Here is a 24831-nt window from a genome sequence, read left to right as displayed (position 1 = left end):
GCCTAAAGAACGAGAAAACGTAAGGTTCTTTCAGTAGATTTGTGTGAAAAAAGAGGGTGTATCCAACATGTCATTTGACGGCATTTTTACATACGGTATGACAAATGAATTGCAAGAAACATTAACTGGCGGAAGAATTTCGAAAATACATCAGCCATACAAGCATGAGCTGATTTTTCATATCCGGTCAAAGGGGAAGAATCATAAGCTTCTTTTATCCGCTCACCCGAGCTATGCAAGGGTACAGCTCACTGAGCACCATGATGATAATCCGAGCGAACCGCCAATGTTTTGTATGCTCCTCAGAAAACATCTTGAGGGTGGGTTCATTGAACGTTTTGAACAAATCGGGTTAGATCGGGTGATCGTGCTGCACGTGCGAAGCCGAAATGAAATTGGCGATGAACAAACCCGTAAGCTGTATATTGAAATTATGGGCCGGCACAGCAACTTAATTCTCGTGGAGGACGAAACGGAGCAGATCATTGACGGACTGAAACATCTTTCTCCATCTGTGAACAGCTATCGAACGGTGCTGCCCGGACATCAATATCTTCTGCCGCCGGCACAGCAAAAGCTGAATCCTTTTGACGTGACGAAGGAAGATATTTTAAAGCATTTACGTTTTCAAGAAGGGAAAATCGCCAATCAAATTGTCGATACATTCTCTGGGGTTTCTCCGCTGTTTGCTAAGGAAGCTGTCCACAGGGCCGGTCTTGCCAATCAGGAAACGATTCCAAGTACATTGCTCGAGATGTTTCAGCTCATTCAGGCGCATTCTTTTACCCCTCAGCTCACGAGAAAAGATGGGAAAGAGTATTTTTATTTATTAGAACTTCAGCACGTCGATGGTGACATGAAGACGTTTGATTCTCTTAGTGAGCTACTTGACCGTTTTTATTTCGGAAAAGCTGAAAGAGACAGAGTCAAACAGCAGGCGGCTGACCTTGAACGTTTTGTTGCGAATGAAAAAAAGAAAAATGAAAACAAGCTGAAAAAACTAAAAAGAACGCTTGAAGAATCTCAAAATGCGCATAAGTATCAGCTTTATGGTGAATTGCTTACTGCCAATATATATGCGATTAAAAAAGGGGATAAAGAAGCGACTGTTATCAATTATTATGATGAAGAAGGCGGAGAGATCACGATCCCGCTCAAAACAAACAAAACCCCTTCTGAAAATGCACAAGCGTATTTTACAAAATACCAAAAGGCAAAAAATGCAGTAGAGGCCGTAAATGAACAAATCAAGCGAACACATGAAGAAATTGTTTATTTTGACGAGCTGATCCAGCAGCTGTCCTCTGCCTCACCAAAAGATTTAGAGGAAATAAGAGAAGAACTGGTGGAAGGAAAATATTTGCGTCCCAAACAAAAACGCAACGCCAAAAAGAAGAAACCATCGGCCATTCAGCTTGAAGCATATGAATCCTCTCAAGGTGTTCCGATTCTCGTCGGAAAAAACAACAAGCAAAACGAATATTTGACCACAAAGGCGGCAGCTCGTGATGACATTTGGCTGCACACAAAGGATATTCCTGGATCACATGTCGTCATTCGTCACAAAGCGCCTGATGAACAAACCTTGCTTGAAGCGGCACAAATTGCTGCCTACTTCTCGAAGGCAAAAGAATCAAGCTCCGTCCCTGTCGATTATACGAAAATCCGGCATGTGAAAAAACCAAACGGAGCAAAACCGGGCTTTGTCACGTATGATCAACAGCAAACGTTGTTTGTGACGCCTGATGAGGATGTTGTCCTAAAGCTGAGAAAATAAAAAAGAGCCGATTAAATCTTTAGATGAGATTTTATCGGCTTTTTCTTTGTCTTTTTTTTCTTTCTATATAGAGCTCATCCAGTGCATCTACATCCTCTTGTTCAAGCAAGGTCTCAATGGCCGCAGCCAGCTGTTTAGTGCGGGCTGGGCTTGCACCACTCGTAGATATGGAGATTGTCACTTTTCCTGCCCTTACAACCTTTGGCACAATCACATTGCCTAGCTCTGACTGGCTCACACAGTTGACGAGCTGATGCGGAAGCGCTGATTGCGTCATCCACTCGTTTACTGAAGCATCATCTGTAGCAGCAACAATTAAAAATGCATCCTTTACATCTTCCGCATCCACTTTCTTTTTCTTCCAAGTCAGTTGATATGTCTCAATGAGATTCGCCATTTCATCACAAATGTCAGGGCTCACAATGGTTATGTTGCATGGCTCCATGCATAGCGCACTCGTCCTTCTAGCCGCAACCCTTCCACCGCCGGCAATTAGCACGTGTTTATTGGTTAGATCAAGATGAACTGGAAGCATGGCTTTCTCCTTGAAAACGAAACGCATCCTCTTTGTTTAAGATGGTTTCCTGCACACGTTCAATATAAGCTGCTTTTACATGGGGATGAAACCCAATATATCGGCAGACACGGACATCTCGCAGCCGCTCTCTCGCCTGATTCGCTTCACTCTCAATCTCTTTCATTAAAATGCCGGTAAATAAAAGATAAGGCACGAGATAGACAGGCGTATCATCATCTACTGTTAACTGTGCTAAGACGTCACGATAATTCGGTTCACACGCTGTAATAAAACACGGAAAAACCTCTGCACAAGGTAACATGCTTCGGACATCATCTGCAATGCCAAACACATCCCGCTTTACATCTGGATCAGAGCTTCCACGGCCAATTAAGAGAATTTTTGCGTGCTCTCCCTTGTATCCTGCTTCTTCAATCCTTGCGATAACCGCTTTCGTGACTTCTTGGTTCACGCCTATAGGTCTTCCATATGTCACCTTCACTTGTGGGAAACGTTTTTGTACTTTCACAATCTCATCTGGAATATCTGATTTGGCATGCATGGCAGTTAAAAGGAGGAGCGGGACGATCGCAATGTGGGTTGCTCCTTTTTGTACACAAGTCTCAAACCCTTCTTCGATTGAAGGGTCCGTCAACTCTAAAAAACAAATTTCTTGGATATCTGCTTCCACTAACGGCATACAGCTTTTCATAAAAGAAATGGCTTTATCCTGTGCTTCTTTTACCCTGCTTCCATGCCCAACATAAAGGACAGCTTGTTTCATTTGACTCCTCCTTGCGACCTTAGTTTTATTCAGACGAAAAGACACGATGTCTACACGTGTCTTTTCACCTTTGTTCTCATTTCTCAATCAGTGCTGGTTCAAACCAGTTCAACTTTTGATGAAAGTGAACAACATCTCCTACCACGATTAAACTTGGGTGCTCGATCCCTTCTTTTTCAACCGTTTCAGATAGTGTCGCCACCGTGCAGCAAGTCGTCTTTTGCCTTGTGGTCGTTCCCCAGTGAATAAACGCAGCTGGGGTTTCAGGATTCCGCCCATTTTTCAAAAGCAGCCGCTGGACTCTTTCCACGTTTTTGACGCCCATGTAAATGACAAGGGTATCTATCCCCGTCGCCAGCGCTTCCCACTTTTCTTCAAAATGTTCATCCTTTTGATAATGCCCTGTCACAAACGCAACATTTGAGCTGAATTCTCGGTGCGTGACTGGAATGCCTGCATAAGCAGCGGCTGCAATGCCAGAAGTAATCCCTGGGACAACTTCATACGGAATACCATGCTCAGCTAAGCATTCGATTTCTTCACCGCCACGGCCAAATACAAAGGGATCACCGCCTTTTAGACGAACGACTATGTTCCCTTCCTTCGCATGAGCAACAAGTGCTTCATTAATCGCTTCCTGTCTCATCGTATGATGATTCGGCAGTTTGCCGCAATAGATCAACTCCGCCTCCGGTTTGGCATGGGCAAGAATCTCTTGATTGACAAGACGATCATATAAAATGACATCTGCCTGCTGTATTGCCTTATGGGCCTTTAGCGTAATTAAGTCTGGGTCACCCGGTCCGGCACCAACAATGTATACTTTCCCCATCTTGCTTTCTCCCCCTGCCATCAGGCGATTATTTCGTTTTATCCTTTACATAATCAACAAGGCGCTGTTTTGACTCCTCGCGTGATAATTCACCTGTATCTAGGACGAGCTCAGGCGCAGCTGGCTCTTCGTATGGTGAATCGATTCCCGTGAAAAATGGAATTTCGCCGTTTCTTGCTTTTTTATATAATCCCTTTGGATCACGCTCTTCACACACGTTCAGATCACATTTCACAAACACTTCGTGAAATTCTCCGTCTTCGACTAACTGTCTTACGATTTGGCGGTCTTCTTGAAATGGTGAAATAAAAGCAGTAATGACAATCGTTCCTTGCTCAACAAATAATTTCGCCACTTCACCGATGCGCCGAATGTTCTCTTTTCTGTCGTCATCTGAAAAGCCTAAGTCTTTATTGAGTCCATGGCGTACGTTATCGCCATCAAGGACTGTCACTTGGTACCCCTGTTCAAACAGCTCTCGAGCCGCTGCGTTGGCGATCGTCGATTTACCTGAACCGCTTAGTCCTGTCAGCCAAATGATCCCGCTTGTATGGTTGTTTTTCTGTTGATATTCTTTTTTAGTAATAGATGAATCATGCCACACGATATGTTCGTTGCTCATGTCATATCCTCCTTTAAGATACCGTCGTTTTTAATCCTTCGATTAATGTTTCAATGACTTCTTTTCGGCTGAACGTGCTCGGTGGTAATTCACCATTTCTCAGCATCGTTCTTACCTTTGTACCTGAGAGAATGACATGTTCGCTTTTATCATGTGGGCATGTTTTTGGTGTTGCCATGGCTTCACATGTATTGCAGTAAAAGCTGTGCTCAAATTTTAATGGTGTGATCCCAATTTCTTCGCTTGTAAATTGTTCAAATAGCTCCTGCGCTTCGTATGTGCCGTAATAATCACCAACACCTGCATGATCTCTGCCGACAATAAAATGTGTACAGCCATAATTTTTACGCACAAGCGCATGAAAAATCGCTTCCTTTGGTCCAGCATAACGCATGGCAGCAGGAAAAACACCTAAAAAGACGCGGTCTTTCGGGTAATAACCGTTCAGCAACACTTGATAGCTTTTCATTCTTACATCTGCTGGAATATCATCAGATTTTGTTTCACCAACAAGTGGATTTAGAAATAGACCATCCACTGTTTCCAGTGCTGTCTTTTGAATGTATTCATGCGCACGATGGACTGGGTTTCTCGTTTGGAAACCAACAATGGTTTTCCAGCCGTTTTCTTTAAAATGTTTTCTTGTTTCTTCTGGCTCATACGTAAATTGCGGGAAAGGTTTTTCACTGCGTTTCGTCAGTGTAATTTTACCACCAATATACGTATCACCGCGTTCAAATAATTTTTTCACGCCTGGGTGATTGCGGTCATCTGTTTTATACACATTCACTGCTTCTTTTTCCTTATCAGGTGTGTATTGATCTTCCACCTCAATGACCCCGTATACTGTTCCATTATACGATAGACGAACAATGTCACCTTGATTGATCTCCGCTGCTTTTTCCTTTGTGACAGGCAAAGTAATCGGAAGAGACCAAACGACACCACTTGCTAGTCGCATACTGCTGACAACTGCTTCATAATCAGCTTTCGTTAAAAACCCTTCAATTGGACTATACCCGCCAATGGCGATGAGTTCAAGGTCTGCAAAAGAGATGGCATCCAGCTCAATTTCTTTCGCAGCTGTGCTTAGATCAAATTCTTCATTTACTCGATTAATTAATACGCCACCATGTGGTGTTAAACTCATTTGTTCATCTTCCTCTCAATGTTCATATTTATTAGATGTTAATAGTCGGATTTATATTTAAATCCCGCCGCCCTGTTCATGAATCGAGCTGCTCTCATTTTTAACTGCCTTCATAAGACTCAGTGCACCTAGTGAAGCAAGCAGTACACTCATCATGATAAAGATAGAGTAATAGTCTCCTTTTAAGAAAAGGCTTACCAACAAATAAGATAGACTAAGTGATAAGAAAGGTGACACAACCCATACCTTCAGCATTTTTTTCACAACATGTTTATGAAAAATGTTCGGTCCACCCTTTGCCATACCAAGCCCAATAATGGACGAGGAGGTAATTTGAGTAAGGGGAACAGGGAGTCCGAATATAGAGCTGACGATGACAAGTCCTGCACCGGTGCTCGATAATAGAATGCCTTCACCCGTTTGATAGCGTGTAATTTTCTTTCCGTTTGTTTCTAGTACCCTTCTTCCTAGAAGCAGCGCCCCAATGGCCACAAAGATTCCGCCGTAAAGGGTTCCTTGCCCGACTGATAAAACACCTGATGCGACAAGCGGGCCGACCGCATTGGCGACATTGTTCATGCCGGCTGAAAATGCTTCTAAAAACCCACTGATAATCAAAACAACAGATAAGATCAATGTACCTTTTTTGGATAATGTCCGTTTAGGGAACAATCTGATGATTTTGACAACAGCAAAGGTAAAAACAAAGGCAACAATCGGAATAATCACCCAAAAAGAGACAATGACTAAGATCGATTTCACATACAGCACTTTATATGCGGCTGCCACACCGACCACAGCTCCTACTGTGACCTCACTTGTGGATAAAGGAATGGCCAAGAGGTTCGCTATGAAAAGTGATAATGCGGCCGAGCCAATGATGATACACACAATTTCAAGTGTGATGACAGATTCAGGCATAATCCCGGAGCTGATCGTTTTGACGACCTCGCCGCCGCCAATCACTGAACCTGCTAATATTCCAACTGCACAAACGCTGAGCGCGTATATTGGCTTTTTGATCGCACCTGAACCATATGCGATGCCCATCGAAGCGGCTGCTCCGCTTGCGCCAATATTTAAAGCAAAGAATAAGCTAAATAAAATTGCGGCGATTTCCATACATTATGCTCCCTTACTCATGTAATCCGCACTCAGTCTTTGCTGTCCCTGACCATCTTCCAGAACGCAAATCATCAGCAGTAAATGCCGGCTGTGTACAAGGTGCACACCCGATGCTTGGATATCCTTGGTCATGCAGCGGATTATAAGTAAGATCCTCTCTAGACGCATATCTCCATATGTCCTTCCACGTCCAGTGGATGAGCGGACATACTTTGACTGATTGGAATTTTTCATCCTTATTTAAGAAGTTCGTACCTGCTCGTTTAGGCGACTGCTCTCTTCTTAAACCAGACAGCCATGCCGGATAGCCAGATAGTGCCTCTTGCAATGGAATGACCTTTCTCATATGACAGCAGCTTTGAGGATTCGTTTCCCATAATTTATCACCATGCTGCTCATTCTGCTCTTCCACCGTCAGCTCAGGTGTTTTCAGCACGATGTCTAAACCAGGATATCTTTCCTTAACTGCATCAATGGTGTCGTATGTTTCCTTGAAATGCAGACCTGTATCTAAAAAGACAATTCTTGCATCTTTTTTTACTTTCGCAATAAGATCGATCAGGACAATGCCCTCAATGCCAAAACTGCATGCATAAACGAGCTGATCACCATAGTGGCCGTACGCCCATTTCAGCACAGATAGGGCCCCTTTATACAAATCGTCCTCTTGAAATGTAATGGACGGCTCTTGCCAATTTTCATAAGTTAACATTGTTTCTCCCCTTCCGGAGTACTGCTTCTATTGCTATTCTCCGCACTACTTTAATCTGATTTTTTCATTTTTTTCCACTTGAATCACTTGACCGTCCTGAACGATCAACGTAATTGAACCGAATTTCATATCCCCAATCAGCTCTTGCATATGCTTCACTAAGTCCTCATCCTGGTTTTGTTTCAGTTCCATCTCCTCTTCCTCCTCACCGTTAAAATAAAAAAACTTTCTTTCAGTCCGAAAGAAAGATGAGGAAGCTCACGATTTCCTTATCTTTCAAAATAGAATCATTTTGCAGGAAGTAGCACCTTGCAAATCGCAGGTTGCCGGGCTTCATCGGGCCAGTCCCTCCACCTCTCTGGATAAGAGTTTTAATTTGTATTAAATATTAACACAATTCAAACAAAAGTCAACCCGACTTTATTGATAGGATTAGTTTTTATTTAAATTTGAGTCTATTTTACTATTTTTAACCAAATAAAAAGCTGTGCAGTGCAGCACAGCTTTTTTAAAACAAGACAAGCTTTTTAGACCGTTTCTTCCATCCAAGATTCAGACGAAGGATCCTGTCTCCAGCGTTTTAGTTTATTCATAGCAGAAGGCTCAATTGCTTTTAGCTCAAGTGCCACTTCTGTCAGTGTGTCATAGTCTGTCAGCGTGACATAGGGAATGTTTTTCTCTTGAAAAGCCGCAGCTGCTTTTGGCAGTCCATAAGTGAAGATCGCAACAACTCCGAGTACGTCACAGCCTTCTTCTTCTAGCGCAGCCACAACTTCAAGAACGCTGCCTCCAGTTGAGATGAGGTCTTCTACGACAACCACCTTTTGTCCAGGTGATACGGCTCCTTCAATTTGATTTCCTTTTCCGTGTGCTTTTGGTTTACTTCTTACATAACACATCGGTACATTCAGACGATCAGCTGCTAATGCCGCATGAGGAATGCCAGCTGTAGCTGTACCTGCGACAACTTCCGCTCCTTCAAAATGAGTGAGAATCAAGTCTTTTAAACCTTCCGCAATGTCCCCTCTGACCTCAGGATAAGACAAGGTGAGGCGATTGTCACAGTAAATCGGTGATTTGATACCGCTCGCCCATGTAAATGGTTCGTCTGGTTTTAAAGAGACAGCTTTGATTTGTAATAAATGCTTCGCGATTTTCGTTTTCATCCGGCAGTCACTCCCACTCTTTCAAAATTTGTTGATAAGCTTCCACTGGGTTTGTGGCTTTTGTGATCGATCTTCCCACAACAATCTGTGAAACACCCTGTTCTTTGGCAAAGGCAGGTGTCGCCACACGCTTTTGGTCATCCGTTTGATCATTTGGTAAGCGAATTCCTGGTGTCACAGTGAGAAAGGAAGGAGAGATTTGTTCATGAAGCTGTTTTGATTCATGAACAGAGCACACCACACCATCAAGTCCACTTTCATATGCCAATTGTCCATAATGAAGCACAGCCTCTTGCAATGGGCGGTCAATTAGTAATTCTTTTTTCATCATATCTTCTGACGTGCTTGTCAGCTGGGTCACTGCAATAATGCCTGGGCGATTTTGCCCGGCAGGGGTTCCGCTTTCAAGCCCCTCTACGGCCGCCTGCATCATTCTTTTCCCGCCGCCTGCATGCACATTCACCAAATCAACACCAAGTGCAGCAAGCCTGTTCATCGCTTTTTGCACGGTTGTTGGAATGTCATGAAGCTTCAGATCAAGGAAAATACGGCAATTTTTTTCTTTCAGTGCGTCAATAATGGCAGGACCTTCTTGGTAAAACAGCTCCATGCCGACCTTTACGAATAATGGAGTGCCTTCAAAACGATCTATAAAGGCGTGCGCCTCCTGTCCTGATGGAAAATCAAGCGCGATGATGGGCAAGTGCTTCATGTTTCCAGCTCCTTCCGATGCATTCCTCTACAGATGAATACCCATAAGCCGCTAACACATTCGGCAGTTCATCAATGATTTCCGGGCAAATAAATGGGTTCACAAAATTGGCTGTCCCAACAGCTACCGCACTTGCGCCAGCTAGTAAAAATTCAAGTACATCTTCAGCGCTTTGCACCCCGCCCATCCCAATAATCGGAATAGAAACGGCCTGACTGACCTCATGCACCATTCGGATGGCAACAGGTTTTACAGCAGGACCTGATAATCCGCCTGTTTTATTGGCAAGAATGGGTTTGCCTGTTTTTAAATCTAAACGCATCCCAATCAAGGTATTGATCATGGTGAGTCCATCCGCTCCAGCCGATTCAATCGCTTTAGCAATCTCAACGATATTGGCTACATTAGGTGACAGTTTCACATAAACAGGAACGGAGGAAACTTCCTTAACAGCTTTTGTCAATGTAGCCGCCATTTCTGGATCGGTCCCAAAGGCAATTCCGCCTGTTTTCACATTCGGACACGAGATATTCAGTTCAAGGGCGTGAACATTGCTTGCTTGACTAATTTGCTTTGCTACTTCAACATAATCATCAACTTGTGATCCAGCAACATTGGCAATAATAGGGGTATCGAACTGCTCAAGCCAAGGTAATTCATGTTCAAGCACGCCTTTTAGACCTGGATTTTGGAGACCAATCGCATTCAGCATACCGGCTCCTGTCTCAGCTACCCTCGGTGTCGGGTTGCCAAATCTCGGTTCAAGGGTCGTGGCTTTAATCATGATGCCGCCCAGCAAGGAAAGGTCATATAATGATGCGAATTCTTTTCCAAATCCAAAACAGCCTGATGCAGGAATGATTGGATTTTTTAAAGATAAGCCGGGTAATTCGATGTTTAGCATGATAGCGCCACCTCCTCCGCTTTAAAAACAGGTCCATCCAGACAAACTTTAACGTACGGTTTCTCGTGCTGATCGGTATGACAGACACAAGCAAAGCATGCACCGATTCCGCAGCCCATTCGTTCTTCCATTGAAATATAGACAGGCTTATCGGGATAAGAGTCTTTTAGTGCTTTTAACATAGGTGTCGGTCCACAGGAAAGCAAGACATCAAAGTCCAGCTCATTCTCTTCAATGACATTTGTCACGAAACCTTTCGAACCATATGTCCCATCAACGGTTGCGATAAACGTATCTCCGAGTGCTTGAAACTTCTCCTCATAAAATACATCCTTTTTCGATTGAAAACCGAGAACATGCTTTACGATGACGCCTTTTTTCGTTAACCGCTTAGACAGTTCATATAGCGGAGGCACACCGATTCCTCCACCGACTAATAATGCGGTCTGTCCGGCCTGAACGACTGAAGGGTCATAGCCGTTTCCAAGCGGACCTAACACATCGACTGACTCTCCCGCCCGCTTTTGGGAAAGGAGCTTTGTGCCCTCTCCCTCTGCGCGGTAAATGATGGTTGCTTCTTGCTTTTCGGCATGAATGTTGGCAATACTGATCGGTCTTCTCAGCAGCGGTGTCATGGATTCACTGACCTTTATATGAAGAAACTGTCCAGCTGTTTGAAAGGATTCAACAAGATCACCCTTTAATGTCATTTCGTAAATATGATCAGCGATCTCTCGGTTCGAGACGACCGTCAAGTATGCTTTTTTCATATCGTTACTGTCACCTCAGCATTCGTTTTCACTTCTGGCATTTCATCTGCTCTAAATGTCATGCTCTCTAGCACTCTTAAAATCGCTTCCGCTGTATCTAGTGACGTTAAGCAAGCGACACCATTTTCAACAGATTCACGTCTAATTCTAAAGCCGTCTCTTGCTGGCTGTTTTCCTTTTGTTAAGGTGTTGATGACAAATTGGGCTTCACCATTTCGAATGACATCCAGCAGATTCTTTCCTTCTTCTCCTATTTTGCCGACAACACTTGATGGAATGGAAGCTTGTTTTAAGTAATTCGCTGTTCCTTCTGTTGCTAAAATATGATAGCCGATGGAATGGAATCTTCTTGCAATCTCAAGTCCTTCTTCTTTATCTTTATCAGCCACTGTCAGGAGAACCGTTCCGTCTTTTGGAATTTGAATGCCTGATGCAATCAGCCCTTTGTAGAGGGCTTTTTCGATTGTGACATCTTTCCCCATGACTTCACCTGTTGATTTCATTTCAGGCCCTAGTGTAATATCTACTCTTCTTAGTTTTGCAAAAGAGAAGACTGGAACTTTAACATATACGCCTTCTTGCTCAACATGAAGCCCTTCTTGGTAGCCATAGTTTTTCAGTTTTTCTCCTAAAATAACCTTTGTAGCTAAGTTCGCCATTGGAATGCCTGTAATTTTACTTAAGAATGGGACAGTCCGGCTTGAACGCGGATTCACTTCAAGTACATACACTTCACCTTTTGATAGAACAAATTGAATGTTCAAAAGCCCAATGATGTTAAGGCCTTTTGCGAGTTTAATCGTGTATTCTGCGATTTTCGCTTTGATGTCCTCAGACAAAGTTTGCGGCGGGTAGACCGCAATGGAGTCTCCAGAGTGAACGCCGGCTCTTTCAATGTGTTCCATAATGCCTGGTATGACAACCGTTTCTCCGTCAGACACAGCATCTACTTCAATTTCTTTTCCTGTCAAATACTTGTCAATGAGCACTGGATGCTGCGGATTGACTTTCACCGCATTCTCCATGTAGTGAAGGAGCTCAGCTTCTTGATACACAATTTCCATTGCACGGCCGCCTAATACATAGGAAGGACGGACAAGCACGGGGTAACCGATTTGATTCGCAATCGCTACTGCCTCTGGCACAGACGTTGCTGTCTTACCATTTGGCTGCGGCACGCCGAGTGTTTCTAATGTTTGTTCAAACTTGTCACGGTTTTCCGCACGGTCAAGGTCTTCAAGCGAAGTTCCAAGAATCTTAACCCCTCTATTTGATAATTCATCTGCTAAGTTAATCGCTGTTTGTCCGCCAAACTGAACAACGACACCTTCTGGTTGTTCAAGGTCGATGATGTGCATCACATCTTCTACAGTGAGTGGTTCAAAGTAGAGCTTATCTGAAATACTAAAGTCTGTTGAGACGGTTTCAGGGTTGTTGTTAATAATAATGGCTTCATAGCCTGCTTGTTTGATTGCCCACACTGAATGAACGGTCGCATAATCGAATTCAACCCCTTGTCCGATTCTGATTGGACCTGAGCCTAGCACGATGACACTTTTCTTATCTGTTCGTTCGGATTCATTTTCATCTTCATATGTGCTGTAGAAATACGGTGTTTCTGATTCAAATTCTGCCGCACATGTGTCCACCATCTTATACACAGGAACGATGCCTGCTTCTGTTCTTAGGTTATAGACATCTGCCTCATTCATATTCCATTCGCGACTAATATAAATATCTGAGAAACCTTTTTCTTTCGCTTCTTTTAAAACGTCTACATTGCCTTTATTTTCTTTTAGTGTCTTTTCAAAAGTGATGATGCCTTCCAATTTATGAAGGAAGAAATAATCAATTTTCGAGAATTCATGAATCTGTTCGACAGTATAGCCTCTTCTTAGCGCCTCAGCGATATAAAACAGACGCTCATCTCCTGCTTTGATAATCCGCTTTTCAAGCACTTCGTTTGTAATGTCCGCTTCGTCTTTTAATTCAATGTGATGTACATCCGCTTCAAGTGAACGAACAGCCTTTAAAAGAGACTCTTCTAATGTGCGGCCAATCGCCATGACTTCACCCGTTGCTTTCATTTGTGTTCCAAGTCGTCTGTTGGCAGATTCAAATTTATCGAAAGGCCAGCGCGGGATTTTTGAAACAATATAGTCAAGTGCTGGCTCGAACGCTGCATATGTTTTACCTGTGACTGGGTTCATCATTTCATCAAGTGTTAGGCCGACTGCGATTTTCGCTGCAAGTTTTGCAATTGGATATCCAGTTGCTTTAGACGCAAGAGCAGAAGAACGGCTCACGCGCGGGTTTACTTCGATGATATAGTATTGGAAGCTGTCTGGGTCAATCGCCAGCTGTACGTTACATCCGCCTTCAATGCCAAGTGCACGGATCAGTTTGAGTGACACATTACGAAGCAGCTGATATTCACGATCACTTAGCGTTTGACTTGGTGCCACAACGATACTGTCACCTGTGTGGATGCCGACAGGATCAAAGTTTTCCATGTTACAAACCACAATGGCATGATCTCCGCTGTCACGCATGACCTCATATTCAATTTCTTTAAAGCCTGCGATACTTTTTTCAAGCAAACATTGTGTCACCGGACTTAACTTCAGTCCATTCTCGACGATTTCTTTTAATTCTTGTTCATTTGTACAAATTCCGCCGCCTGTTCCGCCTAGTGTATAGGCTGGTCTAACAATGACCGGGAAACCGATTTGATCTGTGAATGCCATCGCTTCTTCAAGATTATGGATGATTTCACTTTCTGGTACAGGTTCATTTAATTCATTCATTAGATTACGGAATAAATCTCTGTCCTCTGCTTTTTGAATAGCTGACAGCTTGGTGCCTAGTACTTCAACACCGCATTCAGCGAGTACACCAAGATCTGATAATTCAACAGCAAGGTTCAATCCAGTTTGTCCGCCAAGTGTCGGCAGAATCGCATCAGGACGTTCTTTTCGAATGATTCGTGTTAAAAATTCTGGTGTCAGTGGTTCGATGTATACCTTATCGGCCATTTCTGTATCCGTCATGATCGTCGCAGGGTTAGAGTTCACAAGAACGACTTCATAGCCCTCTTCTTTTAGCGCTAAGCAAGCCTGTGTGCCTGCATAGTCAAACTCCGCTGCCTGACCGATGATGATTGGACCTGAACCGATCACTAAAATCTTTTTGATATCTACGCGTTTTGGCATACTTCTTCCCCTTCTTTCTCAGTTGTATGAATCATGTCCATGAACTCGTCAAATAAGTAGTTCGCATCTTCTGGACCCGGTGATGCTTCTGGGTGATACTGGACAGTGAATGCTGGTGCTTCTTTATGTTTTAATCCTTCAATCGTATTATCATTTAGCGCAATATGTGTGACTTCAAGCACGTCTTCATTAATGGCGCTAACCGTGTAGCCATGGTTTTGAGACGTCAAGGTTACCTTGCCAGTTGCTAGTTCTTTGACTGGATGATTGGATCCTCTATGCCCAAATTTCATTTTTTCTGTACTTGCGCCGCACGCAAGTGCGAATAATTGGTGTCCTAGGCAGATACCAAAGAGTGGTACCTTTCCGATCAGCTGCTGAATCATTTCAACCGCTTCTGGCACATCGACTGGATCCCCAGGTCCGTTTGAAAGCATGATGCCATCTGGTTTTAACTGTAATACTTCATCTGCTGTGATATTGTATGGCACCACAATGACATCACAATCTCGCTTATTGAGTTCGCGCAAAATGCCATGCTTCATGCCGAAATCGACAAGCACAATTCTTTTGCCTCTTCCTGGGCTTGGATACGCATTTTTCACAGATACTTGGCTTACTTGATCTGTTGGTAACTGCATTGTTTGAAGGCGGCTCACAACGTCTTCTACTTGTTCATCCGGTCCTGCAAAAGCTCCTCTTAATGTACCTGCACTTCGAATCATGCGCGTGAGCTTGCGTGTATCAATACCGCTAAGACCCGGGATATTTTTCATTTTTAAATACTCATCAAGTGAGTATGAAGAGCGCCAGTTTGAAGGCTTTTCACAAAGCTCTTTCACGATCAGCCCTTTCACAAACGGTGTGATCGATTCAAAATCATCACGGTTAATGCCATAGTTGCCGATCAGCGGGTAAGTGAGTGTGACAATTTGTCCGCAGTACGACGGGTCAGACAAAATTTCTTGATAGCCTGTCATCCCTGTGTTAAAGACGACTTCTCCGACTGACGGTTCTAAGCTGCCAAAGCCTGTTCCTTCGAATACTGTTCCGTTTTCTAGCACTAAGCGTCTCTTCATTTTACTAGTCTCCCCTCTTCATAAACGACTTTCCCAGATGCAAGTGTCATGACCGGCCATCCTGATACAGTCAATTTGTCAAACGGTGTATTTTGTCCTTTAGATAAGAAGCTTTTTTTGTCAATTGCCATTTCTTTGTTTAAATCAATCAGTGTGATATCAGCGATTTGACCTTCTTCCAGCTTTCCGTATGGAAGAGCAAAGGCTTCTGCTGGTTTGATGGTCATATAATCAACAAGTTCTTTTAATGTCCATTCCCCTGTTTTCACAAAACGTGTGTACAGAAGCGGGAACGCTGTTTCAAGTCCGACAATCCCAAATGGTGCCCTCTGCATCGTTTCGTTCTTTTCTTCTTCTGTATGCGGTGCATGGTCTGTGGCAATAAAATCAATCGTGCCATCTAAAAGTCCCTCGATCAGTGCCTCGCGATCTTCCGCTCCTCTGAGCGGCGGATTCATTTTATAGTTTGTGTCAAGACCTGGAATGTCTGCATCACATAAGAGAAGGTGATGTGGAGAGACCTCAGCCGTCACACGAATGCCTGCTTTTTTTGCATCGCGTACCACTCGGACGGATTCCTTTGTACTGATATGACATACATGATAATGACAATTCGCTGCTTCTGCTAAGAGGACATCTCTTGCAATATGCACCGATTCACAAATGGACGGTATTCCGTTTAACCCATTTGCTTTTGAAAAGTCTCCTTCATGAACGCATCCTCCATAAATGAGTGAGTTATCTTCACAGTGCGCCACTATGGCTTGATCAAGGCTCGCTGCCTTTTTCATTGCTTCGTACATCATGCCTGCTGTTTGAATACCAACACCGTCATCCGTAAAGGCAAAAGCGCCCGCTTCTTTTAACGCTGCAAAGTCTGTCATCTCTTCGCCAATTTGTCTCGTCGTGATGGAAGCGTATGGCAGTACTCTTACAGAGGAGGTCTCTTTGATTCGATTCATCAGCCATTCCATTTGTTCTTTTGTATCTGGAACTGGTCGTGTATTCGGCATTGCTGCAATGGTCGTATACCCGCCTCTTGCTGCTGCCTTAGAACCTGTTTCAATGGTTTCTTTTTTCTCGCCGCCTGGCTCTCTTAAATGCACATGCAGATCAATCAAACCTGGTGATACAAATAGCCCTGCTGCATCAATGACTTCTTCTCCGTCTCCTCTTTCTAAGTAACCCATTGCTTGGATCACTTTTCCTTCTACCCTAATATCCTGCTGCACTCTTTCCCCTGTGCTTGTTAAGATAAAACCGTTTTTAATGAGATATGACATAGACAGAATCTCTCCCTTTTTGATGTAGTCTGCTATTTTGAAAAGCTCTTTTTAACACAGCCATTCGGATATACACACCATTTTCCATTTGTTTAAAAATCCTTGACTGTTTTGACTCTACTAATGAATCATCTATTTCAACACCTCTATTTACTGGTGCTGGATGCATAATAATCGCTCTTTCTTTCATGTTGCTTGCCCTGTCTACTGTTAATCCATAAGTCGATAAGTAACCCTCGTTGCCCATCTTTTCTGAGTGTCTTTCATGCTGAATTCTCAGCAGCATCACCACGTCAGACCGCTTCATGGCTTCGTCCACTTCGACATACGTTCCATGAGGGTTTTGTTCATCTTGGAAAGAAGCTGGTCCTGAAAAGAGCACTGTCGCTCCTAGTCTTGCGAGGACTTCAGCATTGGACCTTGCCACCCTGCTATGCTTGATATCACCATGAATCGAGATCGTTAAGCCTTCAAAACCGCCAAACTCTTCATAAATCGTCATCAAATCCAGCAATGATTGGGTAGGATGCTGTCCGCAGCCATCTCCCGCATTAATGATTGGAATCCCGACCTTCCCAATCAGCTCTTTGTAATATTCGTCTGTACTGTCTCTGATGACACATGCCTTGACTCCGATGGATTCAAGTGTTTTCACTGTATCGTAAAGGGTCTCTCCCTTTTGAACAGAGGTACTTGCTGCGTCTAGGTTCAGCACATTCATTCCAAGTTTCTTCTCTGCCACCTCAAAGCTAAAACGCGTTCTTGTACTTGGTTCAAAGAAGAGGTTCGCTACAAATTCACCTGCTAAACCATGTTCCTTTTTCCCTTTTTTCAACGCACATGCTTCTTCAATCAGCTGTAAAATTTCTTCCTTTGACAAGCTGCTCATTGTCGATAAATCATTCATTTTTTCTGCCCCCTCTAGTTTTTCATCACTTTCAGGTTCAAAAAAACCCTAAGCCTCGGCAGCTTAGGGTTCTCCAAAAGAAGCAGGGGTGCTTTCGCACGTTCTGCTCCGTTTAGAACCCTTGTCAGCCTCACTGGACTTCTTTTAAAAGGTTTTCGGTATTCGATTCATTTGACTCATCATCTTCTGCCTTCTGATGCGGCAGAATCATGTTTAACAGGACGCCAGTAATGGCAGCGAGTGCCATTCCTGACAGCGTCAGATTGATTTGTTTCACCTCAATGAATGCCCCGCCAATTCCAATGACTAAGATGACTGATGCGATAATGAGATTGCGCTTTTCTTCAAAATTCACTTTATGATCAATCAGGATTCGCAGTCCGCTTGAGGCTATGATTCCAAAGAGCAGGAACGAAACGCCCCCCATAACCGCGGATGGTACTGTACTGATTAATGCTGAAATTTTCCCAACAAAGCCGAAGCAGATCGCAAACACCGCTGCTCCGCCGATAACGAAGATACTGAACACTCTTGTGATCGCAAGGACACCAATGTTCTCTCCATAAGTCGTTGTTGGAGGTCCGCCGATGAGTGAAGCGAAGATTGTCGCCGCACTGTCTCCTAAAATGGAGCGATGAAGACCTGGCTTTTTAATAAAATCTTGTCCAACAACTTTGCTTAACACGACTTGATGGCCGATGTGCTCAGACATGGTCACAAAGGCAACCGGCACCATCACTGTGAGAATGCTTAAGGTCACAGCAGGTGTATAGTCGACAAATGGCACAACAAAGTCTGGTACAGCAAACCATTTTGCGTCAATGACTGGCTGGAAGTTCACAATGCCTTGTGTTAAAGCAAAAAGGTAGCCGCTGATAATGCCGATTAAGACTGGAATCAAGCTAAGGAATCCTCTTAGGAAAATCATACTAATAATGGTGACAGCGAGCGTGAAACCTGCAACCATTAAGTGCTTCAGGCTGTAAACAAGCTCCTTTGCATTTGGATCCACATACATCGCCATGTTAACAGCTGTTCCAGCGAGTCCGAGTCCGATGACCATAATGACGGGGCCTACAACAACAGGCGGCAGAAGCTTCATTAACCAGCCTGTGCCGAGCCATTTGATAAATAATGCGATGAGTGCATATGCCACACCCGCCATAAAGGCACCTACCATTGCGGCTCCTGGGCCGCCGGTGGCTTTTACATTCAAGATAGGGGCGATAAAGGCAAAGGACGATCCAAGATACGCCGGAATCTGTCCTCTTGTGATGATTAAGTACACAATGGTTCCAACCCCGCTTGAGATGAGCGCAACGGCTGGGCTCATATCAATGATCTTTGGTACAAGAATGGTTGCACCAAACATGGCAAACAAGTGCTGCAGGCTGAGTGACAGCCATGTGAACGGTTTTGGGATATCTCGAATGCCTAAATTGGCTTTTTGCTGACTCATGATTTTCCTCCTAGATGTGTCCTTTTCATTAAAAAAGCCTCTTTGCGAGTATGCGCAAAGAGGCCTAGAAAAACCGTACACGTCACTTTAGTCGTGTGCTCGGTGTCTCTGTTATTGCCCTCTTTGCAAACTCTCTGGAATGCATTTAAAAAGGTTATTTTTCATATATAGCGACAAGGTCGTTTTGATCTACTTCATTGAGCTGAACCATGACTGTCTCTGCTTTTGATGTTGGGATGTTTTTTCCGATATAATCTGCCCGAATCGGCAGCTCCCGGTGTCCCCGGTCGACTAGAACAGCCAGCTGAATGGAAGATGGTCTTCCTACATCCACAAGCGCATCCATAGCTGCTCTCACCGTTCTGCCTGTGAACAGCACATCATCCACGACAATGAGTGTTTTGTCATTAATGTCAGCTGGAATGTCTGCACCCTTGACAAGCGGGTCTTGATTCTCTGTCTTTTTTGTCAGGTCATCACGGTATAGCGTAATATCCAGTTCACCCACAGTCACGGGGTTTCCTTCTATTTGCTCGATGCGCTCTGCAAGGCGCTTTGCAAGATGAATACCTCTTGTCTTGATCCCGGCCAGGATGACATCCTTCATCCCTTTGTTGCGCTCAATCATTTCATGTGCAATACGGGTAAGCGCTCGTCTTATCGCTTGTTCATCAAGAATAACTGCTTTTTGTTCCATCTTTTACACCTCTTTTTGACAAATAAAAAGCCCCTTCTGCAAAGGGCAGAGAGGGGCGCTCATTTGTGCATACTCGTGCACAAATTGATCCGTTATCCTTCTCAGCCTCTCTGGACTGTTTTAAAGAATCTCAATTTCTTCGTTTATTATTTCAAAAAAAGAACGGCCTGTCAATCGTTATTTCTTAATGAATCGATAAAGCCCCGCATATCAGCTGGAATTGGAGCTGTAAACTCCATATATTCTCCTGTTCTAGGGTGATCAAATCCTAACACGCCTGCATGCAGCAGTTGTCCATTGAAATCAACGGTTTTTCTCGGGCCATATTTTGGATCTCCGGCAAGAGGATAACCAATGTATTTCATATGAACACGAATTTGATGGGTTCTTCCTGTTTCAAGGCGGCATTCTACAACGGTAAAGTCTTTAAAGCGCTCCATCACATCAAAATGAGTGACTGCCTGCTTTGCATTTTCTTTTGTGACCGTCATGCTTTGGCGATCTTTTTTGTCTCGACCAATTGGTGCATCAATCGTTCCAGTATCATGCTGAATGATGCCATGAACAACGGCTGTGTATTTTCTAGTGACCGTTTTCGCCACCAGCTGATTGACGAGTGATTCATGAGCCATATCATTTTTTGCGACCATTAAAAGCCCTGACGTATCTTTATCAATCCGGTGGACAATTCCTGGTCTCATCACACCATTAATGCCTGACAAATCATTGCAATGAGCCATGAGGCCATTAACAAGAGTACCTGTCACATGTCCTGGTGCTGGATGAACGACCATTCCTCTTGGTTTATTGACCACTAGTACATCTTCATCCTCATAATAAATATCAAGATCCATTGATTCCGCTTCTACATCTAGTGCTTCTGGATCTGGAATCTCTACTTTGATTTGATCTCCAGCTTGTACTTTATAATTGGCCTTCACTTGTTTTCCATTTACTTCGATGAGCCCATCTTTCACCCACTGCTGGACTTGGGTTCTTGACCATTCTGGTTCAGTTGTGCTTAAAAATTTATCAAGCCGTTCACTCGTTTGTTCTTCTGAAACGGCAATGTTTACTTGATTCATGTAGTTGACTCCTTATTTTTCTTTCCATCTAACAGCATTTGAATAAAGAGCAGAATGACCCCCACACATAGAGAGGAATCTGCGATATTAAAGATTGGATAATGGTAATCCCCAAATACGAAATGAGCAAAATCAACCACTTCTTGACGGAAAATACGGTCAATAAAGTTTCCAATCGCTCCGCCAAGCATTAAGGCAAGCGCTACGCCAAGTAGCTTGTCCTTTTGTCCATGTTTTTGCAAATAATAAACAATTCCTGCAATAACAACGAGTGTGATCACATAGAAAAACCACATTTGTCCTTGGAGAATCCCCCATGCGGCTCCTGAATTTCGGTGGGATGTGATGTAAAAGAAGCCATCAATCACAGGAATAGAATCACCGAGCATCATATGTTTGACAATGAGCCATTTTGTTAATTGATCTAAACAAATTATCACGAATGCGATTATGTAATAGAACACACACGTTCCTCCATCTTCATACTTTGGTCTTTATGCATTTTATCAAGAAAACAGGATGGAGTAAAGAAACTTTAGTTGACAGACAAAAACCTCCCTACATGTGGAAGGCTTCAAAATGAGAATCGTTTGATTCATAAGGATAAGGGGTGAATGCTTTTTTCTCGTATTGCTTATGATATAAAAAGTCGTCAGTCGTACGAGCTGTCGGAAGAATACTCATTTGTTCAATGGGCATTGTATGCCCTGTCGCCTCGCATATGCCATAAGTTCCTTGTTCAATTTTTGCAATCGCGAGCGAAACATCTTGCAGTTCTTCTTTGATGTGATAAAGAAGCGTGGTCGTTTTTGCTTGATCGAACGTGACATGTTCAGCGGGTGAACGCAATGATGCATATTCAAACAGTTTCGATTGCAGTTCTTCTCTCATTTGAAGGAGTTCCATGTAAATCGTCTCTAGATCGCCATTCATGTCGCTGTTTCAACTCCTGCCCTGTCGTGATAATCATATTGTTGCCCCGCCTGTTCACTTTAAAGCCATAAGATTTTTCCTTTCGTTCTAAACGCTGTCATTTTCTCTATATCAAAAACGCCCCGCTATATGCAGGGCGCTAGTTGGTGATATCACGCTGTTAATTCTGGTAATATTTCTCCACGATTTCAGCATTTTTGAGTGACAATGTTGGGTATTTTGGATTTGCGCCAACATCTTTTGAAATAATGCGGGAGCGTTCGCACAGTTCGCCTTCTGCTTTTCGAACAACAATACGTCCTGATGTGTATTCAGGCGCTGATGCGTCTGCATGCTTCTCATCTTCTACTGTTAACTCAGAAATGATAAAGAGCTGCTTCACATCTTCTTTAATGGATGCAAGAAGGTTTTTCACTTCCTCTGTTGCATAAAGGGTCACACTCGCTTCAAGTGAACGTCCGATGACTTTCTCATTACGCGCAATTTCCAGCGCTTTTAGCACATCGTCACGTACTTCCATAAAGCGGTCAAACTTCACTTCTGTCGCTTCTGCTTGAGGAACAGCTACACCTTCTGGCATATCTGTTAACTGAACACTTGGCTCTTCAACAAAGCTTAAGTGGCTCCATAGTTCATCTGCTGTATGCGGAAGAATTGGTGCTGTTAGCTTCACTAACGCCATTAATGTTTCATAGAAAACCGTTTGCATGCTGCGGCGGTCTGGATGATCCGCATGCTCAATGTATACCACATCTTTTGCAAAATCGAGATAGAAAGAGCTAAGCTCAATCGTACAGAAGTTGTGGATGGCATGATAGACAACCGCAAATTCGTAATCATCATAAGCTTTTTTCACTTTATCAATCAATTTGTTTAATTTGATTAAGATATACTGATCCACTTCGCGAAGCTCTTCGACTGGTACTGCATTGACTGCTGGATCAAAGTCAAACAGGTTACCATGCAAGAAGCGGAACGTGTTACGGATTTTACGATAAACTTCTGCGACTTGTTTTAAAATGTCGTCAGACACTGGATGATCGGCTTGATAGTTGACAGAAGATACCCAAAGTCTAAGAATCTCCGCACCAAGCTGCTTCGCCACTTTCGTCGGATCAATCGTATTGCCTAATGATTTACTCATCTTGCGTCCTTCTTTATCAAGCGTAAAGCCATGGCTGAGAACACCTTTATATGGCGCTTTTCCAGTGACTGCAACTGCTGTAGATAAAGATGAGTTAAACCAGCCGCGATATTGATCAGAACCTTCAAGGTAAAGGTCTGCCGGACGAACCAGGTCATCTCGTTCTTCTAATACCGCTTGGTGAGAAGAACCAGAATCAAACCATACATCCATGATATCTTGCTCTTTTGTAAATTCACCGTTCGGGCTGCCTGGATGTGTAAAGCCTTCAGGCAATAATTCTTTTGCTTCTTTTTCAAACCAAATATTCGAGCCATGTTCTCTAAATAATTGAGAGACGTGCTGAATCGTTTCATCTGTGATGATTGACTCACCATTTTCAGCATAGAAGACTGGGATTGGAACGCCCCATACACGCTGTCTTGAAATGCACCAGTCACCTCTGTCACGCACCATATTGAACAGGCGCGTTTCGCCCCAAGCTGGAACCCATTTCGTTTCTTTAATATTATCTAATAGTGCTTCTCTGAAATCTTTAATGGAAGCAAACCACTGAGCAGTTGCACGATAAATTGTTGGTTTTTTCGTTCTCCAGTCATGCGGATAGGAGTGCGTGATAAAGTCGAGCTTTTTCAATGCGCCTTTTGCTTCAAGCTGTTCTGTGATGGCTTTATTGGCATCCTCGTAGAATAGTCCTTCAAAACCAGGTGCTTCTTCTGTCATCACACCTTTTTCATCTACTGGACATAACACATCAAGACCGTACTTCATACTTACGATAAAGTCATCTTCCCCGTGACCTGGCGCTGTGTGAACACAGCCTGTTCCTGCATCTGTTGTGACGTGATCGCCAAGCATCACAAGAGAATCTCTATCGTAAATTGGATGTGCTGCAACGACCTTATCTAATTCTTTACCTTTTAAGGTTTTCACAACTTCGTACTCTTCAAAGCCAAGTGTTTTTGCCACTTGTTCAACTAGCTCAGATGCGATGACATATCGCTCAGCACCCACTTGAAGCACACTGTACTCTAGGTTTGGATGTACACAAATGCCAAGGTTTGCAGGAAGTGTCCAAGGTGTTGTTGTCCAGATGATGAACTGCTCGCCGTTTTCAAGTACGCCTTTGCCATCTTTCACTTTAAATGATACGTAAATCGATGGTGAACGTTTGTCCTTGTATTCAATTTCTGCTTCAGCAAGTGCTGATTCACTTGATGGAGACCAGTTAACAGGCTTAAGACCTTTGTAAATATAGCCTCTTTTCGCCATTTCACCAAAGACAAGAATTTGCTGCGCTTCGTATTCAGGCTTCAATGTCACATATGGATTATCCCAGTCTGCTCTTACGCCCAAACGTTTAAACTGATTGCGCTGACCTTCGATTTGTTTCCATGCATACTCCTCACATAGTTTACGGAATTCTGCTGTCGACATTTCTTTGCGTTTGACTTTTTTATTTTTCGTAAGGGCTGTTTCAATCGGTAAGCCATGTGTATCCCAGCCCGGTACGTACGGTGCATGGAATCCATTCATTGATTTAAAACGGACAATAAAATCTTTGAGGATTTTATTGAGTGCGTGCCCCATATGAATGTCACCATTCGCATATGGAGGTCCATCATGCAAAATAAAGGTCGGGCGTCCTTTTGTCCGCTCTAAAACCATTTGATAGATGTCTTTTTCTGCCCACTCCTCTTGGATTTCAGGCTCTTTGTTCGGCAAGTTCCCTCTCATCGGGAATTCTGTTTTTGGCATTAATAAGGTGTCTTTGTAGTTCATACCTATTCCTCCACATGCAAATTCGTATTAAAAAACAATAAAAAAAGCCCTCTCATCCCATAAGGGACGAGAAGGCTTGTCTCGCGGTACCACCCTTTTAGACAAGCGCTTTGAAACTGCCGCTTATCCACTCTAAAATCGTAACGTGATCAGACGCCTTTTCTTACTCATACATTTCA

23 protein-coding genes and 1 riboswitch are annotated in these 24831 nt (G+C 43.4%); of the genes, 1 reads left to right on the top strand and 22 read right to left on the bottom strand.

Annotated features, from left to right (window positions below; all coding sequences use genetic code 11):
* The first annotated feature begins 67 nt into the window (after positions 1–67).
* Entirely contained in the window at positions 68–1777 is a 1710-nt protein-coding gene (locus NSQ70_RS07630) for an NFACT RNA binding domain-containing protein (RefSeq protein ID WP_327872177.1), read from the top strand.
* Between the two features lie 31 nt (positions 1778–1808).
* On the opposite strand, the gene NSQ70_RS07625 is transcribed toward NSQ70_RS07630, so the two are convergent.
* The 22 genes from NSQ70_RS07625 to ileS all read right to left on the bottom strand — a co-directional run bounded on the left by NSQ70_RS07625 (position 1809) and on the right by ileS (position 24652).
* Positions 1809–2312, bottom strand: coding sequence for an NAD(P)-dependent oxidoreductase (locus NSQ70_RS07625; RefSeq protein WP_217967228.1), 504 nt, complete (start codon positions 2310–2312; stop codon positions 1809–1811).
* The gene (locus tag NSQ70_RS07620) at positions 2293–3078 is read right to left on the bottom strand and encodes a sirohydrochlorin chelatase (RefSeq protein ID WP_017367214.1); all 786 of its coding nucleotides are present in this window, start codon (positions 3076–3078) and stop codon (positions 2293–2295) included. Before NSQ70_RS07620 ends, NSQ70_RS07625 begins: the two co-directional genes overlap by 20 nt.
* Positions 3079–3154: 76 nt before the next feature.
* On the bottom strand, positions 3155–3910 hold the full coding sequence (cobA, locus tag NSQ70_RS07615; protein ID WP_035700704.1) for a uroporphyrinogen-III C-methyltransferase: 756 nt from the start codon (positions 3908–3910) through the stop codon (positions 3155–3157).
* A gap of 28 nt (positions 3911–3938) precedes the next feature.
* Positions 3939–4532, bottom strand: coding sequence for an adenylyl-sulfate kinase (cysC, locus tag NSQ70_RS07610; protein WP_008344911.1), 594 nt, complete (start codon positions 4530–4532; stop codon positions 3939–3941).
* A 13-nt stretch (positions 4533–4545) separates the two neighbouring features.
* Complete coding sequence (gene sat, locus NSQ70_RS07605; RefSeq protein WP_008344912.1) at positions 4546–5682, bottom strand: sulfate adenylyltransferase; 1137 nt, start codon at positions 5680–5682, stop codon at positions 4546–4548.
* 57 nt (positions 5683–5739) lie between these two features.
* Entirely contained in the window at positions 5740–6804 is a 1065-nt protein-coding gene (locus NSQ70_RS07600; RefSeq protein WP_008344915.1) for an inorganic phosphate transporter, read from the bottom strand.
* Between the two features lie 13 nt (positions 6805–6817).
* On the bottom strand, positions 6818–7519 hold the full coding sequence (locus tag NSQ70_RS07595; protein ID WP_008344917.1) for a phosphoadenylyl-sulfate reductase: 702 nt from the start codon (positions 7517–7519) through the stop codon (positions 6818–6820).
* A gap of 45 nt (positions 7520–7564) precedes the next feature.
* A complete protein-coding gene (locus NSQ70_RS07590; RefSeq protein ID WP_008344920.1) occupies positions 7565–7711 on the bottom strand; it encodes a YezD family protein in 147 nt (48 codons plus the stop codon).
* A gap of 74 nt (positions 7712–7785) precedes the next feature.
* Positions 7786–7888: riboswitch (SAM riboswitch) on the bottom strand.
* 158 nt (positions 7889–8046) lie between these two features.
* Positions 8047–8685, bottom strand: a complete 639-nt coding sequence (pyrE, locus tag NSQ70_RS07585; RefSeq protein WP_017359346.1) for an orotate phosphoribosyltransferase — start codon at positions 8683–8685, stop codon at positions 8047–8049.
* 7 nt (positions 8686–8692) lie between these two features.
* On the bottom strand, positions 8693–9397 hold the full coding sequence (gene pyrF, locus NSQ70_RS07580; protein ID WP_327872178.1) for an orotidine-5'-phosphate decarboxylase: 705 nt from the start codon (positions 9395–9397) through the stop codon (positions 8693–8695).
* On the bottom strand, positions 9369–10301 hold the full coding sequence (locus tag NSQ70_RS07575) for a dihydroorotate dehydrogenase (protein ID WP_017359348.1): 933 nt from the start codon (positions 10299–10301) through the stop codon (positions 9369–9371). The genes pyrF and NSQ70_RS07575 overlap by 29 nt, the downstream gene beginning before the upstream one ends.
* Positions 10295–11071: a dihydroorotate dehydrogenase electron transfer subunit gene (locus NSQ70_RS07570; RefSeq protein ID WP_007499709.1), complete on the bottom strand. Its 777-nt coding sequence runs from the start codon at positions 11069–11071 to the stop codon at positions 10295–10297. Before NSQ70_RS07570 ends, NSQ70_RS07575 begins: the two co-directional genes overlap by 7 nt.
* Positions 11068–14283: a carbamoyl-phosphate synthase (glutamine-hydrolyzing) large subunit gene (gene carB, locus NSQ70_RS07565; protein ID WP_061419028.1), complete on the bottom strand. Its 3216-nt coding sequence runs from the start codon at positions 14281–14283 to the stop codon at positions 11068–11070. Before carB ends, NSQ70_RS07570 begins: the two co-directional genes overlap by 4 nt.
* Positions 14268–15362 carry a carbamoyl phosphate synthase small subunit gene (locus tag NSQ70_RS07560; RefSeq protein ID WP_019743288.1) on the bottom strand — a complete coding sequence of 365 codons (1095 nt, stop codon included), beginning with the start codon at positions 15360–15362 and terminating at the stop codon, positions 14268–14270. The genes carB and NSQ70_RS07560 overlap by 16 nt, the downstream gene beginning before the upstream one ends.
* Positions 15359–16645 (bottom strand): dihydroorotase, encoded by a 1287-nt coding sequence (locus NSQ70_RS07555; protein ID WP_327872179.1) that lies wholly within the window; start codon positions 16643–16645, stop codon positions 15359–15361. Before NSQ70_RS07555 ends, NSQ70_RS07560 begins: the two co-directional genes overlap by 4 nt.
* On the bottom strand, positions 16629–17552 hold the full coding sequence (locus NSQ70_RS07550) for an aspartate carbamoyltransferase catalytic subunit (RefSeq protein ID WP_342502534.1): 924 nt from the start codon (positions 17550–17552) through the stop codon (positions 16629–16631). The genes NSQ70_RS07555 and NSQ70_RS07550 overlap by 17 nt, the downstream gene beginning before the upstream one ends.
* 130 nt (positions 17553–17682) lie before the next feature.
* Positions 17683–19011, bottom strand: a complete 1329-nt coding sequence (locus tag NSQ70_RS07545; protein ID WP_024720322.1) for a solute carrier family 23 protein — start codon at positions 19009–19011, stop codon at positions 17683–17685.
* A 154-nt stretch (positions 19012–19165) separates the two neighbouring features.
* Positions 19166–19708 (bottom strand): bifunctional pyr operon transcriptional regulator/uracil phosphoribosyltransferase PyrR, encoded by a 543-nt coding sequence (gene pyrR / locus NSQ70_RS07540; protein ID WP_007499718.1) that lies wholly within the window; start codon positions 19706–19708, stop codon positions 19166–19168.
* A gap of 170 nt (positions 19709–19878) precedes the next feature.
* Complete coding sequence (locus NSQ70_RS07535; RefSeq protein WP_007499719.1) at positions 19879–20793, bottom strand: RluA family pseudouridine synthase; 915 nt, start codon at positions 20791–20793, stop codon at positions 19879–19881.
* On the bottom strand, positions 20790–21257 hold the full coding sequence (gene lspA / locus NSQ70_RS07530) for a signal peptidase II (RefSeq protein WP_008344942.1): 468 nt from the start codon (positions 21255–21257) through the stop codon (positions 20790–20792). Before lspA ends, NSQ70_RS07535 begins: the two co-directional genes overlap by 4 nt.
* A gap of 94 nt (positions 21258–21351) precedes the next feature.
* Complete coding sequence (locus NSQ70_RS07525) at positions 21352–21726, bottom strand: hypothetical protein (protein WP_008344944.1); 375 nt, start codon at positions 21724–21726, stop codon at positions 21352–21354.
* Between the two features lie 160 nt (positions 21727–21886).
* Positions 21887–24652 carry an isoleucine--tRNA ligase gene (ileS, locus tag NSQ70_RS07520; protein ID WP_342502533.1) on the bottom strand — a complete coding sequence of 922 codons (2766 nt, stop codon included), beginning with the start codon at positions 24650–24652 and terminating at the stop codon, positions 21887–21889.
* Positions 24653–24831 lie beyond the last annotated feature (179 nt).

The sequence above is a fragment of the Bacillus sp. FSL R5-0397 genome, from assembly GCF_038593395.1.
Classification (GTDB): domain Bacteria; phylum Bacillota; class Bacilli; order Bacillales; family Bacillaceae; genus Bacillus; species Bacillus altitudinis.
Note: the sequence above shows the minus strand (reverse complement) of the source record. Positions and strands in the feature narration are given on the sequence as shown.